At 75.8% G+C, this 15416-nt stretch carries 13 protein-coding genes; 8 read left to right on the top strand and 5 right to left on the bottom strand.

Annotated elements, in window-relative coordinates; genetic code table 11:
• The first annotated feature begins 25 nt into the window (after positions 1-25).
• Entirely contained in the window at positions 26-826 is an 801-nt protein-coding gene (locus ABFX46_RS15860) for an AraC family transcriptional regulator (RefSeq protein WP_346042900.1), read from the top strand.
• Between the two features lie 25 nt (positions 827-851).
• The gene (locus tag ABFX46_RS15855) at positions 852-1850 is read left to right on the top strand and encodes an ADP-ribosylglycohydrolase family protein (protein WP_346042898.1); all 999 of its coding nucleotides are present in this window, start codon (positions 852-854) and stop codon (positions 1848-1850) included.
• 5 nt (positions 1851-1855) lie between these two features.
• On the opposite strand, the gene ABFX46_RS15850 is transcribed toward ABFX46_RS15855, so the two are convergent.
• Genes ABFX46_RS15850 through ABFX46_RS15840 form a run of 3 tightly spaced genes read right to left on the bottom strand, consistent with a single transcriptional unit; the run spans position 1856 to position 3779 of the window.
• Positions 1856-2275: a TIGR03668 family PPOX class F420-dependent oxidoreductase gene (locus tag ABFX46_RS15850; protein WP_346042897.1), complete on the bottom strand. Its 420-nt coding sequence runs from the start codon at positions 2273-2275 to the stop codon at positions 1856-1858.
• Positions 2276-2294: 19 nt separating this feature from the next.
• Positions 2295-3098 carry an enoyl-CoA hydratase gene (locus ABFX46_RS15845; RefSeq protein WP_346042895.1) on the bottom strand — a complete coding sequence of 268 codons (804 nt, stop codon included), beginning with the start codon at positions 3096-3098 and terminating at the stop codon, positions 2295-2297.
• Between the two features lie 36 nt (positions 3099-3134).
• Positions 3135-3779 carry a class II aldolase/adducin family protein gene (locus tag ABFX46_RS15840; RefSeq protein ID WP_346042893.1) on the bottom strand — a complete coding sequence of 215 codons (645 nt, stop codon included), beginning with the start codon at positions 3777-3779 and terminating at the stop codon, positions 3135-3137.
• Between the two features lie 72 nt (positions 3780-3851).
• Between ABFX46_RS15840 and ABFX46_RS15835 the strand changes: the two genes are divergently transcribed.
• Positions 3852-4769, top strand: coding sequence for a carbohydrate kinase family protein (locus tag ABFX46_RS15835; protein ID WP_346042891.1), 918 nt, complete (start codon positions 3852-3854; stop codon positions 4767-4769).
• A gap of 1 nt (position 4770) precedes the next feature.
• Here ABFX46_RS15835 and ABFX46_RS15830 read toward each other — a convergent pair whose 3' ends face one another.
• Positions 4771-6321, bottom strand: a complete 1551-nt coding sequence (locus ABFX46_RS15830) for an AMP-binding protein (RefSeq protein ID WP_346042890.1) — start codon at positions 6319-6321, stop codon at positions 4771-4773.
• A gap of 69 nt (positions 6322-6390) precedes the next feature.
• On the bottom strand, positions 6391-7035 hold the full coding sequence (locus tag ABFX46_RS15825; RefSeq protein ID WP_346042888.1) for an ACT domain-containing protein: 645 nt from the start codon (positions 7033-7035) through the stop codon (positions 6391-6393).
• A gap of 254 nt (positions 7036-7289) precedes the next feature.
• Here ABFX46_RS15825 and grpE point away from each other — a divergent pair, with 254 nt between their 5' ends.
• The 5 genes from grpE to ABFX46_RS15800 are packed head-to-tail and all read left to right on the top strand — an operon-like array spanning position 7290 to position 15416.
• A complete protein-coding gene (gene grpE / locus ABFX46_RS15820; protein WP_346042886.1) occupies positions 7290-7910 on the top strand; it encodes a nucleotide exchange factor GrpE in 621 nt (206 codons plus the stop codon).
• A 7-nt stretch (positions 7911-7917) separates the two neighbouring features.
• The gene (locus ABFX46_RS15815; RefSeq protein ID WP_346042885.1) at positions 7918-9501 is read left to right on the top strand and encodes an Hsp70 family protein; all 1584 of its coding nucleotides are present in this window, start codon (positions 7918-7920) and stop codon (positions 9499-9501) included.
• A 28-nt stretch (positions 9502-9529) separates the two neighbouring features.
• Positions 9530-12208: a SaeA-related protein gene (locus ABFX46_RS15810; RefSeq protein ID WP_346042884.1), complete on the top strand. Its 2679-nt coding sequence runs from the start codon at positions 9530-9532 to the stop codon at positions 12206-12208.
• A 17-nt stretch (positions 12209-12225) separates the two neighbouring features.
• Entirely contained in the window at positions 12226-13443 is a 1218-nt protein-coding gene (locus ABFX46_RS15805) for a TRAFAC clade GTPase domain-containing protein (RefSeq protein ID WP_346042883.1), read from the top strand.
• Complete coding sequence (locus ABFX46_RS15800; RefSeq protein WP_346042882.1) at positions 13443-15416, top strand: GAP1-N2 domain-containing protein; 1974 nt, start codon at positions 13443-13445, stop codon at positions 15414-15416. Before ABFX46_RS15805 ends, ABFX46_RS15800 begins: the two co-directional genes overlap by 1 nt.

Below are 15416 nucleotides of genomic sequence, written 5' to 3'. Positions count from 1 at the left end.
ACGCTCGTGCGCCAGAATCGGACGCGTGGACTGGAGCCGGTACTGGCGGTCGTCCGACCGCCCCCTGGAGGCGATGCACGCCCACTTCGAGCGGCACGTGTACCACCGGCACAGCCACGAGACGTACTCGTTCGGGGTGACCGAGGACGGCCACCAGGCGTTCCGGTGCCGGGGCGGCGCCCACACGAGCGCGGCCGGGATGGTCATCGCGTTCAATCCCGACGATCCGCACGACGGCCACGCCGCCGACGAGCTGGGCTTCACCTACCGGATGGTGCACATCGGCCCCGACCTGGTCTCGGACGTGCTGGCCGACATGGCGGGCCGGACGGCCGGGCTGCCGCTGTTCGCCTCCCCGGTCGTGAGCGACCCCGTCCTGGCGAGGAACCTCCGCGGGCTGCACGCGGCGCTGCTCGGCGGCGCCCCGGCCCTGCGGCGGGACGAGCTGCTGACCGCGGCGGTCGGGGCGATGGTCGACCGGGCGTCCACGCGGCGCCCCGCCGCCGGCCCGGCCGGCGGCTTCGTCGAGCGGGCCAGGCGGCGCCTGGAGGAGGCGTACCTGGACGACATCGGCGCCGACGAGCTGGCCCGGGCGGCGGGATGCAGCCGGTTCGCGCTCTACCGGGGCTTCCGCCGGGCCTACGGGATGGGGCCGAGCGACTACCAGCGCCAGCTCCGCCTCCGCGCCGCCCGGCGCCTGCTCGCCGGGGGCGGCGCGATCGGGGACGTCGCGGCCCGCACCGGATTCGCCGACCAGAGCCATCTGACGCGCTGGTTCGTCCGCTGCTACGGGACGACGCCCGGCCGCTTCCAGCGCGCCGGTTGACGCCGGCTGAGGGAGAATGCCCGGTATGAAACGGGCGAGCGGGACGATGTTCGGGCTGGCGTACGGCGACTCCCTGGGGGCGCCGACCGAGTTCCTCGGCATGAAGCAGATCCGGAAGCGCTTCGGCGAGCGCGGGCCCGCGGAGCCCACCGGCGATCCGGCGCTGGTCACCGACGACACGCAGATGGCGATCGCGGTCGGCCTCGCGCTCCTGGACGCCCTCGCGAACCCGCCCTTCACCCCGGACCTGATCACGCCGATGTGGCGCCGGCGCTTCGTCGACTGGCTCAACAGCCCCGACAACAACCGGGCGCCGGGCAACACGTGCCTGCGCGCGTGCCGGGGCCTGGAGGCCGGACGCCCCTGGGTGAAGGCGACCGTGGCGGACTCCAAGGGCTGCGGCGCCAACATGCGCGTCGCGCCGGTCGGCCTCGCGCCCGGACTGACGGACGAGACGCGGGCGGGCGCGTCCCAGCTCCAGGCGGCCCTCACCCACGGGCACCCGACCGGGCTCGCCGCCAGCGAGCTGACCGCGTTCGCCGTCCGGTGGCTGGCCGACGGCATGGACCCGTCCGACCTGCCCGAGGCGCTCCGCGCCCGCTGCCACGACCAGCGCACCGCTTACCACGAGCGCTGGCTCGGCGAGCTGTGGCAGCGGCCCGGCACGGACTCACCGGAGACGTTCATCGCGCGCGGCTGGGACGAGTGCCTGGCCGTCCTCGACCGCCTGGACGAGGCCCTCCGGCGCGGCGACCGGGAGTCCGACCCCTGCGAGATCACCGGCGCCGGGTGGATCGCCGAGGAGGCCATCGCCACGGGCCTGCTGTGCTTCCTGCTGTTCCCGGACGAGCCGGTCGAGGCGATCCGGCGCGGCGCCGCCAGCTCCGGCGACTCCGACTCGATCGCATGCCTGGCCGGCGCGTTCGCCGGCGCCCGCCTCGGCATGGACGCCTGGCCGGACGAGTGGCGCACCCGCATCGAGTACGCCGCTGACCTGGCGAAGATCGGCGGGGCCTGGGACTGAGCCCGCTAGGACGCCGACCAGCCCGTCCAGGAGTCGATGGTGATCGCCATGACCGGCCCCTCGGGCGGGCGGTCGCGGTACTGGGCGTAGCGGTCGGCGAGGAGGCGGACGGGCCCGGCCATCCGCGAAGCCTCCTCCACGACCTGGGCGCGGCCGTCCACCCGGACCCACCACAGGCGCGACCAGTCGTCCTCGTAGTGGTCGGCGAGCAGCGCGACGCGGGGGTTGGCGCGGACGTTCGCCAGCCGCCGCAGGTCGCGGGTGCTCTTCGGCTTGTGGTCGACGGCCGTGTAGACGCTGCCCCGGTGGACGGCGAACGTCACCGGGACGAGGTGCGGCCGCCCGTCCTCCCCCACGGTCGCCAGGCGCACGATCGGGACCGACGCCAGGAGGCGGCGCGCGTCGTCCGGTGAGAGCTTCGGCACCCCCTCACCCTGCCACGGTTCAGTCCGTGAAGTCCGGCGGGCGGTGCTGCTTGCGCGCCCTGATCGCCTCTTCGAAGTTCTGCGTGGTGAGGCGGACGTAGAGCTGGGCGAGGCCCTCCTGGCCCATGTGCGCGTCGAGGCTCGCGGCGTCCAGGCTGGACCACAGCATCCGCTTCGTCAGCTCGACGCCGGGGCGGCTGAACCCGGCGATGCGCTCGGCGAGGTCGTAGCAGGAGTCGAGGAGCTTGTCGCCGGGGACGACGCGGGAGAGCAGGCCGATGCGCTCGGCCTCGGCGGCGTCCACGTCCCGTCCGGACAGCATCAGCTCGAAGGCGCGGGACGCGCCGATCGCGCGCGGCAGCAGGTAGCTGAGGCCGAGCTCGCTCGCGGTGAGGCCGTTGTTGATGCCGGCGGCGCGGAACAGGGCGGTGTCGGAGCCGAGCCGGATGTCGGCGGCCAGGGACAGGCAGAGCCCGCCGCCGATCGCGGGGCCGTTGACCGCCGCGATGACCGGCTGGTGGACGCGGCGCATCGCGCGGATCACGTCGTCGAGCAGCTCCATCGAGCGGAGCGCGATGGTCGGGAGCGTCAGCCCGTCGATGCCGGGGATGTCACCGGGGTTCTCCAGGTCCGCGCCGGAGCAGAAGCCGCGCCCGGCGCCGGTGACGACGACGGCGCGGGTGTCGTTGTCGAGGCTCACCCGTTCGAGCGCCTCGCGGAACGGGACCATCACGTCGAAGGCCATCGCGTTCATGCGCTCGGGCCGGTTGAGCGTGATGAGGGTGAGGTGCGGGCGCGGCTTGTCGATCAGGACGAAGGGCAAAGCGGGCCTCCCGGAGTCAACCTAGCAAGCGTTAGGTTACACACGCGGGAACGCGGGCGGGGCGAGGCCGCGCTCCACCACCGCCGCCAGCTCGTCGTCGGTCAGGACGCGCGGCTCGCCGATCATCCGGGCGCGCACGTACACGCCGCAGAGCCATTCGAGCAGGCGCGCGTTCTCGAACGCCTCGTCCAGGTCGCGGCCGATCGCCACGCCGCCGTGGTTGGCCATCAGCGCGGCGCGCTTGCCGCCCTCCATCGCCCGCCGGACGTTCTCCGCCAGCTCCGGCGTCCCGTAGGTGGCGTACTCGGCGACCTTCACCACGCCGCCGAGGAGCAGGGTGTTGTAGTGGATCGGCGGCAGCTCGGACATGGTCGTGGCCACGACGGCGCCGTAGGTCGAGTGCGTGTGGACGATCGCCGCCGCCGGGGTCGCGTCGTAGAGGGCCAGGTGCATGGGCGTCTCGGACGACGGCGCCCGCTCGCCCTCGACGAGCTGCGAGGAGAGGTTCACCACCGGGCAGTCGGCGGGCTCCATCCGGTCGAGCATCATGCCGCCGGGCGTGACCGCGACCAGGTCGCCCAGCCGGACGCTGATGTTGCCCGACGCACCGGTCACCAGACCGGTCCCGGCCAGCCGCCGGCCGATGGCGCACAGCTCATGCCGTTCGTCCTTCAACAACATTGCGAATACCTCTCACGTTCTGCGCTCTCCACCGCGTACGCTACGGCCCTGACGATCATTAAGGGGCCCGTCATGACCGTTGTCACTCTCGGCGCGCACATCCTGGACGTGCTCGCCCGGCCCGTCGAGGGCATCCCGGACGGGCAGGACACCGTCGTCGTGGAGCAGATCCGGGTGACCGCCGCCGGCGCCGCCGCCGGGACCGCGGTGGCGCTCGCCCGGCTCGGCAACGACGTCATCTCGGTCGGCGCGATCGGCGACGACGACCTCGGCGACCTGCTCGTCGCGATCATGACCCGGAACGGAGTGGACGCGACCGGCCTCGTCCGCCGGACCGCCGACCAGACGAGCGCCTCCGTCCTGCCGATCCGGCCGGACGGCGGGCGGCCGAGCTTCCACGTCCCGGGCGCCAACCTGACGCTGACCGCGGGCGCGGTGGGGCCCGGCCTGCTCAGCGCGGCGGGCGTGGTCCACCTCGGCGGGCCCGACGTCACGTTCGGGCTCAACGACCCGGCGTTCTTCGAGATGCTCGCCGCCGCCCGCCGGACGGGCACGGTCGTCACCATGGACCTGCTGTCCAACATGCCCGACCTGCTGGCGGGCGCCGCCGCCTTCCTGCCGCACGTCGACCACGTCCTGCCGAACGAGGAGCAGGCCGCGGCGATGACCGGGGAGAGCGACCCGGAGAAGGCCGCGCGGGCGCTGCTCGACCGCGGCCCGAGCACCGTGGTCGTCACGCTCGGCGCGGACGGCAGCCTCGTCGCGACGGACGGGGGCGTCCACCGGCTGCCCGCCCTGCCGGTCGAGGTCGTCGACACGACGGGCTGCGGCGACGCGTACTGCGCCGGGTTCATCACCGGGCTCGCGCACGGCCGGGACGTCCTGGAGGCGGCCCGCTGGGGCACCGCGGCGGCGGCGACCGTCGCGCAGGGCCTCGGCTCCGACGCGTGCCTGACCGGCCTGGACGCCGTCCTCGCGCTGCTGGCGTGAGTCAGATCCGCTGCTTGCGCCCCTCCCAGTAGGGGTCGCGCAGCAGGCGCTTGTAGAGCTTGCCGGTCGGCGTCCTCGGCATGCGCTCGACGAAGTCGACCGAGCGCGGGGCCTTGTACCCGGCGAGCGACGCGCGGACGTGCCCGATCAGCTCGGCGGCGAGGGCGTCGGACGGCTCGGCGCCCTCGCTGAGCTCCACGGCCGCCTTCACCTGCTCGCCGAACTCCTCGTCCGGGACGCCGAACACCGCGACGTCCCGGACGGCCGGATGGGTGATCAGCACGCCCTCGATCTCCGCCGGGTAGATGTTCACCCCGCCGCTGATGATCATGTCGATGACGCGGTCGGACAGGAACAGGTAGCCGTCCTCGTCCAGGTGGCCGACGTCGCCGGTGGTGAACAGGCCGTCCGCGCGGTGCACCGAGCGGGTCTTCTCCTCGTCGCCCCAGTAGACGACGTCGTCGCCGCTCGTGTACCGGAAGAAGATCTGGCCGCGCTCGCCGGCGGCGGCCGGCTCGCCGTCCTCGCGCAGGATGTGGACCTCGGTGGTGGGCAGCGGCAGGCCGACGCTGCCCGGCTTCTTCAGCCACTCCTCGGCGGTGATGACGCTGTTCACCGACGCCTCGGTGGAGCCGTAGTACTCGTGCACGACGGGCCCGAACCAGTCGATCATCCGCCGCTTGACCTCGGGCGGGCAGGGTGCGGCGCCGTGCCACACGGCCGCGAGGCTGGACCCGTCGAACGCCGCGCGCGCCTCCTCGTCCAGCCGCAGCAGCCGGACGAACTGGGTCGGGACGAGGTGGACGTTCGTGATCGCGTGCTCGTCGATGAGCCGCAGCGCCGCGGCCGGGTCGAAGTCGCGCCGCATCACCACCGACCGGCCGCGGAGCAGGAACACCAGCGACCACAGCCACTGCGCCGAGTGGTAGACGGGGCCGACGAGCAGCGACCGGCCGTCCGCGGGGATCCGCAGCACCTCGGCGAACACGTCGCCGATCAGGCTCGCCGTCTCGATCAGCGCGCCCGCGGCCAGCTGCGTGCGGCTGACGCCCTTCGGCCGCCCGGTGGTGCCCGAGGTGTAGAACATCGGGAAGCCCATCAGCGGGTCGGCGATCTCCTCCCCGGCGCCGGCCGCGAGGAACTCCTCGTACGGGGTGAAGCCCTCGACGGCGTCGCCGAAGGCCACGCGGGCGTCCAGGCCGAGGCCCTCGGACGCCTCGCGCGCGGCATCGCCGAAGGCGTCCTCGGAGAACAGCGCCCGCGCGCCCGCGTCGGTCAGGACGTAGCGCAGCTCGTCGGCCGTCCAGTGCCAGTTGACCATCACGTAGCGGAGCCCGATGTGGCCGGCGGCGCACATCAGCTCGAAGTACTCGCGCCGGTTGCCGGAGTGGATCGCGATCGCGTCGCCGGTGCCGAGGCCCAGCCCGCGCAGCGCGTTCGCCAGCCGGCCGGTCCGCGCGTCCAGCTCCCGCCACGAGGTACTGCCGCGTTCGTCGGTGATGGCGGGCTCGTCCGGCTTGGCGTCGGCGTACGGGCGGAGCAGTGCGGCCATCGGCCACCTCCTGGAACGCGGCAGGGTCCTGGAATGCGACTCTAGGACGCGTTCACCGGGAAGACCAGGTCAGAACCCGATCCGCGCGACCGGCGCCCCGTACAGGACGGCGTCGGCGGCGCCCGCGAGCTGCTCCAGGCGGAAGACCTCCGTCCGGTGGAACGGCGGCGCGCCCGTCCGGGCGGCGACCAGCGCGACGGCGCCCAGGGCGAGCGGGCAGACCGCGTACTGGGTGCCGTCCGGCGCGGTGAAGGCGCGGGGCCGCAGCGGCTCCAGGCCCGGCAGGTCCGCGCCCGACACGCCGCCGACGCTGGCGTGCACGAGGATCGCGGCGTCGTCGCCCGCCGGTTCGGCGAGGCCCGCCCAGTCGGCGCTCAGCAGGGCCGGGACGGCGTCGGCGAGGATCTCCATGCCGCGCTCGGGGACGGCCCCGACCTGCCCGATCACGGCCGCGTCCGGGAACGCGCCCTGCGGCTCCTGGGTCGGCCAGATGCCGACGACGTCCACCCCCTGGACCGAGCCGAGGCCCCGCATCAGCCGCTCGATGCCCGCACCGGCGGGCCACGCGACCGTGAAGTCGTCCATCGCCCGGCCGTCGCCGCGCTCCAGCACCGCCATCTGCACGACGTCGGCGCCCGCCGCGCCGAGGGTGCGGGCCACCTGCCCGAGCGACCCGGGGCGGTCCGGCAGCCGGACCCGTATCCGCAGCAACATGGGCACCTCCAGTTCCGCGCCGGTACGTCCGGGCGAGGCCCCCAGCTTCGGCGACGCCCGTTTCCCCGGTGTTACCCCTCCGTGTCGTTCGGAGAAATCGGAGGCACATGTCGGTGCTGGAATGACGGGTACGGGTCAAACTAGAGTCCAGACAAGGTCATCATCAGGGCCTGTCGTCCGCCTGCCGTCCAGCATTAAGGTAACCGCACGTGTCGAGGGACGGGGAACCCCCAGTCAACGAGGACTCCGGAGCCGTGCCGGAGCCCGCCTCCGCCGGGGACGAGGCGGACGGCGCGGCGTTCCGCGCGGACGTCCGGGAGGCCCTCGCCGGGCTGGCGGCGCGGCTGGACCGCGAGCACGAGCGGGCGGTGCACCGCGAGGCCGTCATCGACCGGCTGCACGAGGAGAACCAGCGGCTGCGGCGCGGCGAGCTGCAGGGCATGCTCGAACCCGTCCGCACCGCGCTGTACCGGCTGCACGACCAGGCGAGGCGCGAGTCCGACCGGCTCGCCGCGCCCGACCTCGCCGAACCGCCCGAGCCCCGGCAGACGGCGCTGCTGCTGGCGGCGCTCGCCGACGACGTCGCCGACGCGCTGGCGCGGCTCGGGGTCGAGCGCTTCACGGTCGAGCCCGGCGCGCCGTACGACGCGGCCCGGCACCGCCCGGTCGCGGTCACGCCCGTCGCCGACCCGCTGGCGGACGGCACCGTCACCGCCGTCCAGTCCGACGGGTTCGAGCAGAGCGGCAAGGTGCTGCGCAAGGCGGCGGTGAGCGTCGGCAAGCTCGACGGGGCCGCGGTCAAAGCCGCCCCAAGTCGCCGCGGCGGGGCGGAACGCGGCGAGACGATGAATTCTGGACTCGGGACCGACAGGTGAGAGGGACATGGCTGTCTACGGGATCGACCTCGGAACCACGTACTCCTGCATTGCCTCCATCGACGATGTAGGGCGGCCCGCGGTCCTGCGGAACCTGGAGGGCACCGACACCACGCCGTCCGTCGTCTTCTTCGAGAGCGGCGAGAACGTCGTCGTCGGCGCCACCGCCAAGGACACCGCGGTGCTGGAGCCCGACAACGTCGTCAGCCTGATCAAGCGCGACATGGGCCGGGACGTGACGCGGCCCATCCACGGCATCGACTTCACGCCGGAGGAGATCTCGGCGTTCGTCCTGCTGAAGCTCGCGACGGACGCGCGCACCACCACCGGCGAGGACGCCCGCGACGTCGTCATCACCGTCCCGGCCTACTTCGGCGCCGCCGAGCGCGACGCGACCCGCAAGGCGGGGCGGATCGCCGGGCTGAACGTCATCGACATCGTGTCCGAGCCGATCGCCGCCGCGATCACCTACGGGGTGCTGAACCCCGACGGCGACCGCACGATCCTGGTGTACGACCTCGGCGGCGGGACGTTCGACACCACCGTCATCGCGCTGCGCGAAGGCCACATCGAGGTCGTGTGCACCGACGGCGACCACGAGCTCGGCGGCGCCGACTGGGACGCGCGGCTCGTGGAGCACCTCGCCGAGCGGTTCCGTGAGGAGCACCCCGGCGCGGGCGACCCGCTCGACGACAAGCAGACCGAGCAGCAGCTCCGCCGCGACGCCGAGGACGCCAAGAAGGCCCTCACCACCCGTACGACCCACACCGTGCGGGTGATGCACGGCGGCCGGGTCGCGGCGGTCGAGGTGACGCGGGAGAAGCTGGAGGAGCTGACCAAGGACCTCCTCGACCGCACCGTGGAGATCACCGGCCGGACGCTGTCGACCGCCGCCGAGAAGGGCGTCGACGACTACGACGACCTCGTCCTCGTCGGCGGGTCCACGAAGATGCCGGTGGTCGCGGCGCGGCTGGCGACCGAGCTGGGCCTCACCCCCCGCCTCCAGGACCCCGACCTCGCGGTCGCGAAGGGCGCGGCGCTGTACGCGTTCGAGGAGACCTACCGGCGGCTCGTCCGGGAGGGCGCCGCCGAGCGCGCCGAGGAGATGGCGGTCCGCGCGGGCCTGTCCGCCGAGCAGCAGAAGCAGATCGCCGGGCGGCAGATCAAGACGGTCGCCTCGCACGCCTTCGGGATCGTCGTGGTCGACCGGGAGACCGGCGCGGAGAACGTCGCGCACCTCGTGCACGCCAACGACGAGCTGCCCGCGGCGAAGACCGAGGACTTCTTCACCGTCTACGACGACCAGACCTCCGCCGACATCCGGGTCATGGAGCAGGCGGGGGTCGTGGAGTCCGGCGACCTGATCGACAACACCGAGATCGCGACCGGGGAGATCCGCGTCCCGCCGGGCAAGAAGGCGGGCTGGCCGATCGGCGTCACGTTCGCGCTCGACTCGTCCGGGCTGCTGAACGTCACGGCCGTGGAGAAGGAGACCGGCGAGAGGCTGGAGCTGAAGGTGGACGTCGGCGGCATGTCCGAGGAAGAGGTCGAACGCTCCCGCAAGGCCCTCTCCCGCGTCCAGGTGAGCTGAGCGCCCCGCCGACCCCCTGGAGGCGCCCGTGGCGTTCGACGACGACTACCGGCGGGAGGTACTGGAGCCCGCGCGTGCCGCGGGCGACCAGCCTCCCGAGGACCTGCGCGTCCGCTACGCGCTGCCCGATCCGCTCGCCGCCGAGCCGGTCGCGGCGCGGGTGAAGGAGGTCCGGCAGTGCTGGCGGCGGGCCCGCGGTCAGCTGAAGTACCGCAAGCTGATCGACCGGCTGGAGGCCGAGCACCGCGAGCTGGCGCCGCTGTTCGCCGCCGCCGAGCGCGGCGACCCGCGCCCGCTGGAGGCGCGGCTGCGCGGCGGCGCCGAGCGCACCGAGCGGCGCCGCGGCCAGGCCCGCGCCCGGCTCGCCGACGCCGCCGGGGTGCTGCGGACGGCCGCGCCCGCCGAGGTCGAGGCCATCGCCCGCACCGGCGGCGTGACCCGCGCCGAGCTGGCCGGGCTGGCCGCCGCCGACGGCATCGAGATCCGCGAACCGGACCCGCTGCCGTCCGCCGCGCCCTACCCCGCGTACCGGAAGGTGCGCGAGTCGCTGGACGTCCTCGGCAAGCGGCACCTCGCCGACTTCCTGTTCGGGCCCCGGCTCACCGGGCCGATCCGCGTCCTCGGCGGCTTCGCCGCGCCCGGCGGCGACCCGCGCCTGGACGAGGCCGCCGTCGCGGCGGCGGGCGCCGAGTGGGCGCGGCGCGGCCGCGACACCAGCACCACCCATGCCGACACGATCCTCGCCGCGCTCCGCTCGGACGCCGACCCGCACGCCCTGCTGCTGTTCGACGTGGCCGACCGGCTGCGCGAGCGCCTCCGGCAGCGCGCGTCCGAGCGCGCCCTGCTCCGGCACGCGATCGAGGACCTCGGCATCGAGCAGGGCGACGCCCGCCGACTGGTCTTCGCGATCGTCCGCGAGACCGGGCCGGGCGGCGGCCTCGCGGGCCGGCTGCGCGCCCTCCTCGACGCGGGCGACGTGTACGCCGCCGCCGAGGCCGCCGACGCCGCGAAGATCCCGCACCCGTCCCCCGAGCACCCGCCGTCCCGCCACGGGGAGCCGCCCGAGGAGGAGCTCCTCGCCGCCGAGGCCCGGCACCGGCTCGACACCGCCCTCCGGCTCCGTGAGACCGCCGCCGCCGAACGCGACCCGGACCGCGCCTTCCGCCTCCTCTCCGACGCGCTCCGCCTCGTCCGCGACCTGCCCGGTGCCGAGGCCCACCGGCGCCGCCTCCCCCCGCGCCCCGTCCCGTCCCTGCGCGCCGACGTCGACCCCGCCGGCGCGGGCGGGCAGGGCGCGGCGGTGCGGCTGTCGTGGGAGGGGTCGCCGTCCCCCGCGGGCGAGATCGGCTACCACCTCGTGCGGCGGGTCGGGCGGGCGCCGCGGGACGTGCGGGACGGCGAGCCCGTCGCGGGGCCGGTGGACGCACGGCCGCCCGTGAACGTGCCGGTGTACTACGCGGTGTTCGCGGTTCGCGGGGAAGGCGCGGCGGCGCCCGCCGTGGCGGGGCCCGTCGTGGTGCGGCCGGAGCCCTCCGACGTCGAGCTGGTCGCCGGCGACGGGCAGGTCACCGGGCGGTGGCGGTGTCCCGACGAGGCGGCGCGGGTCGTCGTCGCGCGGGACGGGCGGCCCGTGGCGGCGGGGCGGGACGGGTTCCGCGAGCCGGTGCCGAACGGGCGCACCCACCACTACCTGGTCTCGGCCGTCTACCTCGACGCGTCCGGGCGGGAGGTCATGACGGACGGGGTGCGGGCGTCGGCCACGCCCAGCGCGCCGCCCGAGCCCGTCTACGAGGTCCGCGCGGAGACCGACGCGTCCGACCCGGGGCTGGTGCGGGTCCGGTTCGAGCCGCCCGCGCACGGGGCCGTGGAGCTGGTGCTGTCGGACGGCCCGCCGCCGTGGCCGCGCAGCGCGGTCGTCCCGCTGGAGGAGGTGCGGCGGGAGACGCGCCGGCTGGCGTGCGCACCGGTCCCGGGCGGGATCGAGGTGCGGCCGGGGGCCGGCGGGTGGCTGCTCGCGGTGACGGTCGCGGAGGGCGCCGCCGCGATCGGCGCCTACCACCGGCACGTGAACCTGCCGCCGCCGCGCCGGCTGGTCGCCGAGCGGCGCGGCGCGTACGTCCACGTCGGGTTCGACTGGCCCGCGGACGTCGCCGAGGTCGACCTCGCCTACCGGATCGGCGGCGAGCCGAGAACCGATGCCGCGTCCCCGTGGGGGGGCGACCCCCCGCACCCCCCGCTTCGCTCCGCCCAGGCCGTCACACGGGCCTCCTACGACACGCAGGGCGGGGTCCGGCTGCCCGTCCCCGAGGACGCCTCCGTCGAGGTCTCGGTCGCGGCGGCCGGGACCGTGGGCGGCGTGCGGGTGACCGGTCAGCCCGTGACCGCCGTGGTCGCGGCGCGCACGATCGTCCGGTACGACGTGCTGCGGTCGGGGCCGCCGTGGCGGCGGTCGCTGACGATCCGGCTCACCTCGCCGCGGCCGCTGCGGGTGGCGCGGCTGTCGCTGGTGCTGCGCGCCGGGCGGGTCATGCCGCACCGCCCCGGCGACGGCGACACGCTCGGCGCCTGGGAGCAGGTGCCCGTGCCCGGCGAGCTGTCCCTGGCCCTCCCGGACGCGTCCGGGCCGTACTGGCTCCGCTGCTTCGCCGACGACGACGGCGTCGAGCTGAGCGACCCGCCCGTCCGCCGGCTCCAGGTCGCACGGTGACGCGGCCACTGGCCCGGATGGCGATTCCCGGGATGCCGTCCAGGCAGGGCGTCACCTGCCCCTACTGCTTCGCGTCGGTGGCGCCGCAGCGGGTGCTGTTCCGGTGCCGGGGGCAGGCGGGTCGGCGGCAGGGCTGCGCGCCGGTGCTCGACGAGCGGCTGGCCGAGTACACGGGCTCGACGGCGGGCGCGTCGCTGCCGCCGGTGTTCGCCGCGTCCGGGCGGAAGGGGCGGGCCGACTGCCCCGAGTGCGGGCTGCCGACGGGGAACCGGGCGTGCCCGGAGTGCCACAATCCGCTGCCGTCCGCGTACTGCGACTCGCCGGGGCGCATCGTGGCGCTCGTCGGGGCGAAGAACGCGGGCAAGAGCACCTACATCGCGGTGCTGCTGCACGAGCTGATGAACCGGGTCGGGACGGAGCTGGACGCCTCGCTCGTGGCGTGCGACGACCGCACCATCGAGCGCTACAAGCGCGACTTCGCCCGCCCGCTGCTGGAGGAGCGGCGGCTGCTGCCGACGACGGCCAGCGCCGCGACCGGTCCGCGCGAGCCGCTGGTGTACCTGCTGACGCGGACGCGGCGGGGCCGTTTCGCGCGTGCCCGCAACGAGTCGCTGGCGCTGGTGCTGTTCGACACGGCGGGCGAGGACCTGCGCAGCCGCGAGGCCACCGGCCTGCACCTGCGGTACCTGGAGGCCGCCGACGCGATCATCTTCCTGGTCGACCCGCTGGAGCTGCCCGGCGCCCGGACGGGCGTGCGGGACGCCGTCCCCGGGCCGCGCGCCGCCGGGGAGGACCCGGGCAGCGAGCCGCTCAACATCATCGCCCGGGTGACCGAGGCGCTGCGGCAGCGGCACGGGACCCGTCCGGGCGAGCCGCTGCCCGTGCCGGTCGCGGTCGCGCTCACCAAGATCGACGTGCTGCGGCCGGGGCTGCTGCGGCAGTCGGCGCTGCACCGGTCGCGGTCCGGGCAGGGCGTGCTGGACCTCGACGACAGGGACGCGGTGGACGAGCAGGTCCGGGCGCTGCTGCACGACTGGCAGGCGGGGCAGCTCGACACCTACCTCGGCCAGCAGTACGCCGACCACGCGCTGTTCGGGCTGTCGGCGCTCGGCGGCGTCCCCGAGCGGGGGCGCGTCGGCGCGGGCGGCGTCCGGCCGTACCGGGCGGAGGACCCGCTGCTGTGGCTGCTGTACCGGTTCGGGATGCTCGACGGCGTCCGCCCGGGGGGCGGCTAGTGGCCTGGCAGCTGCACTACACCTCCGCGCGGCGCGGGCCGACCGGCCGGGCCGGGTTCCAGTTCGTCGCGGAGACCCCGGGCCTGCCGGACGGGGTCCGGGCGGGCGTGACCCCGTACCTGGCGTACCGGCCGCCGCCGGACGCGCCGCCGTCCCCCGACGACTCCGAGCTCGGCCTGTTCCCGGTGTCGCTGCTCTACGACCGGGTCGACGGGCGCCCGCTGCTGCTGCGCTGCCGCTACCTCGGCCGCGACTACTCGGGGCGGTTCGGCAACTTCTTCGCGCACGCGGTGGTGGCGGAGCCGGACGAGCTGGAGGGGCTGCGGCCCGCCGAGCTGTGGCGGGCCCCGCACTGGGCGCCGCTGCCCGCCGCCGGCGCCGTGCTCGACCCGCTGGAGGAGCTCGCGCCCGGCGCCGCGCTCGATCCCGAGGCGCTCGCCGCCTGGCTCGCCGCGTCCGGCCCGGACGACCCGTACGCGCTGCTCGCCCTGCTGGTGGACGCGGTCGCCGGCGTGCTGGAGCGCGGCCACGGGCGGGTCGTGCTGGTCGCCGACGACGTCGAGCTGATCGCGCGCTGGATCGCGGTCGTGTCGTACTCGCTGCCGGTCGCGGCGGCGGCGCGGCTGTCGTTCGTCACCTACACCGCCGACCCGGACGGCGCCGCGCAGCGCCTCGTCGGCACGACGCCCGCGGTCTGGTCCGCCGTGCGGCACCACGCCCCGCACGCGCCGGCGTTCGACCTGCGCGAGGGCGGCGCGGACGGCGCGGGCGGCCGGGCGAGCCGCTTCGCGCGGACCGTCGCCGGCTGCTGGCGCGCCGCCGACTTCGGCGGCCTCGACGCCCTCGGCGAGCTGGCGCCGCTGCACGACCCCGCGCGGGAGGGCGCCGCCGCGCTGCTCGCGCTGTGCCGGGGCGACGCGACCGTGACGGCCGGGGAGGAGGGCGCGGCGGCGGAGCTGCTGGCGCGGCACGGGTCCGGCATCCCCGCGTGGGTGTGGCGCGACCTCGTGCCCGGCGTCCCGTCCATGGGCCTCGGCCTCGCGCTCGCCGTGCACGAGCACGCCCCCGAGGAGCTGCGGGACGCGGTGCTGGACGGGCTGGTCGCCGGGCTCGCCGCGGGACGGGCGTCGCCGCTCACACCGGACGCCTGCGACCTGCTGTACCGGCACGCCGAGCGGCTCAGGGCCGTGCCCGGCGTCGCGGTCGCGGTGCTGACGTCCGTGGCCCGGCGGCACCGGGGGCGGCGCATCGCGGTCACGGGCGAACTGCTGCGGCTGGACGGCGCCGCCGATCTCGACGCGGCCCTCCGCGAGGTGTGGGACGCGCCGCCGTCCGCCGGGGAGTGCGCCGACCTCCTGGACGCGCACGGCGCGCATCCCGCGCTGGCCGGGCTGCCGTCCCGCACGTTCACCCGGCTGGCGTTCCCCGGCGGCGCGGGCCTGGCGGACCCGGCGACGCTGCTGCTGGCCGGACGGGTCCGGGAGGTCATGCCGGACGGCCCGGCCGCGCGGGACGCCCGCGTCGTCCAGGCGTACGGGACCGCCGTCACCGCCGACCCGGAGCGGGCGGCGCGGGCGCTGGCGGAGATCGCGGACGCCGGCCGCACGTCCCGGCAGCTCGCCGGCGAGGCGTTCGCCGGCGCGGTGCGGAGGCTGTCCCGGCGGCGGCCGGAGGTCCGGGCGGAGCTGCTGGCCGCCCTCCCGCCGCCCGTCCGCGCCCGGGTCGCCGAGGCGTGGACCGCGGGGCCGACCGGACGCGGCCCGGTGCTCGGCCGCGAGGTCAGGGAGCGCAACGACCTGGTCGAGGTCGTGCTGCGGCTGCGCACGCGCGGCGTCGCCGAGCCGTCCCTGGAGGCGTGGGCGCGGGCGGCGGCCGGGCGGTGGCTCGCCGGCCGGCAGCTCGACGCGCACCTGGCGCGCAGCCCCGAGCTGCGGGCCGCGCTCCGCGACCTGCTCGCCGAGGGCGGGGGGTGA

The organism is Actinomadura chokoriensis (assembly GCF_039529475.1).
Taxonomy (GTDB): Bacteria; Actinomycetota; Actinomycetes; order Streptosporangiales; family Streptosporangiaceae; genus Spirillospora; species Spirillospora bangladeshensis.
The sequence above is the reverse complement of the archived record's forward strand: the minus strand, read 5'-3'. Positions and strand labels throughout refer to the sequence as shown.

What these genes read in the sequence shown, in the direction of transcription:
- ABFX46_RS15855 (WP_346042898.1), top strand. Translation starts at nt 852, where the DNA reads ATGAAACGGGCGAGCGGGACGATGTTCGGGCTGGCGTACGGCGACTCC.
- ABFX46_RS15840 (WP_346042893.1), bottom strand. Translation starts at nt 3,779, where the DNA reads ATGTTGTTGAAGGACGAACGGCATGAGCTGTGCGCCATCGGCCGGCGG.
- ABFX46_RS15835 (WP_346042891.1), top strand. Translation starts at nt 3,852, where the DNA reads ATGACCGTTGTCACTCTCGGCGCGCACATCCTGGACGTGCTCGCCCGG.
- ABFX46_RS15830 (WP_346042890.1), bottom strand. Translation starts at nt 6,321, where the DNA reads ATGGCCGCACTGCTCCGCCCGTACGCCGACGCCAAGCCGGACGAGCCC.
- ABFX46_RS15825 (WP_346042888.1), bottom strand. Translation starts at nt 7,035, where the DNA reads ATGTTGCTGCGGATACGGGTCCGGCTGCCGGACCGCCCCGGGTCGCTC.
- ABFX46_RS15815 (WP_346042885.1), top strand. Translation starts at nt 7,918, where the DNA reads ATGGCTGTCTACGGGATCGACCTCGGAACCACGTACTCCTGCATTGCC.
- ABFX46_RS15805 (WP_346042883.1), top strand. Translation starts at nt 12,226, where the DNA reads ATGGCGATTCCCGGGATGCCGTCCAGGCAGGGCGTCACCTGCCCCTAC.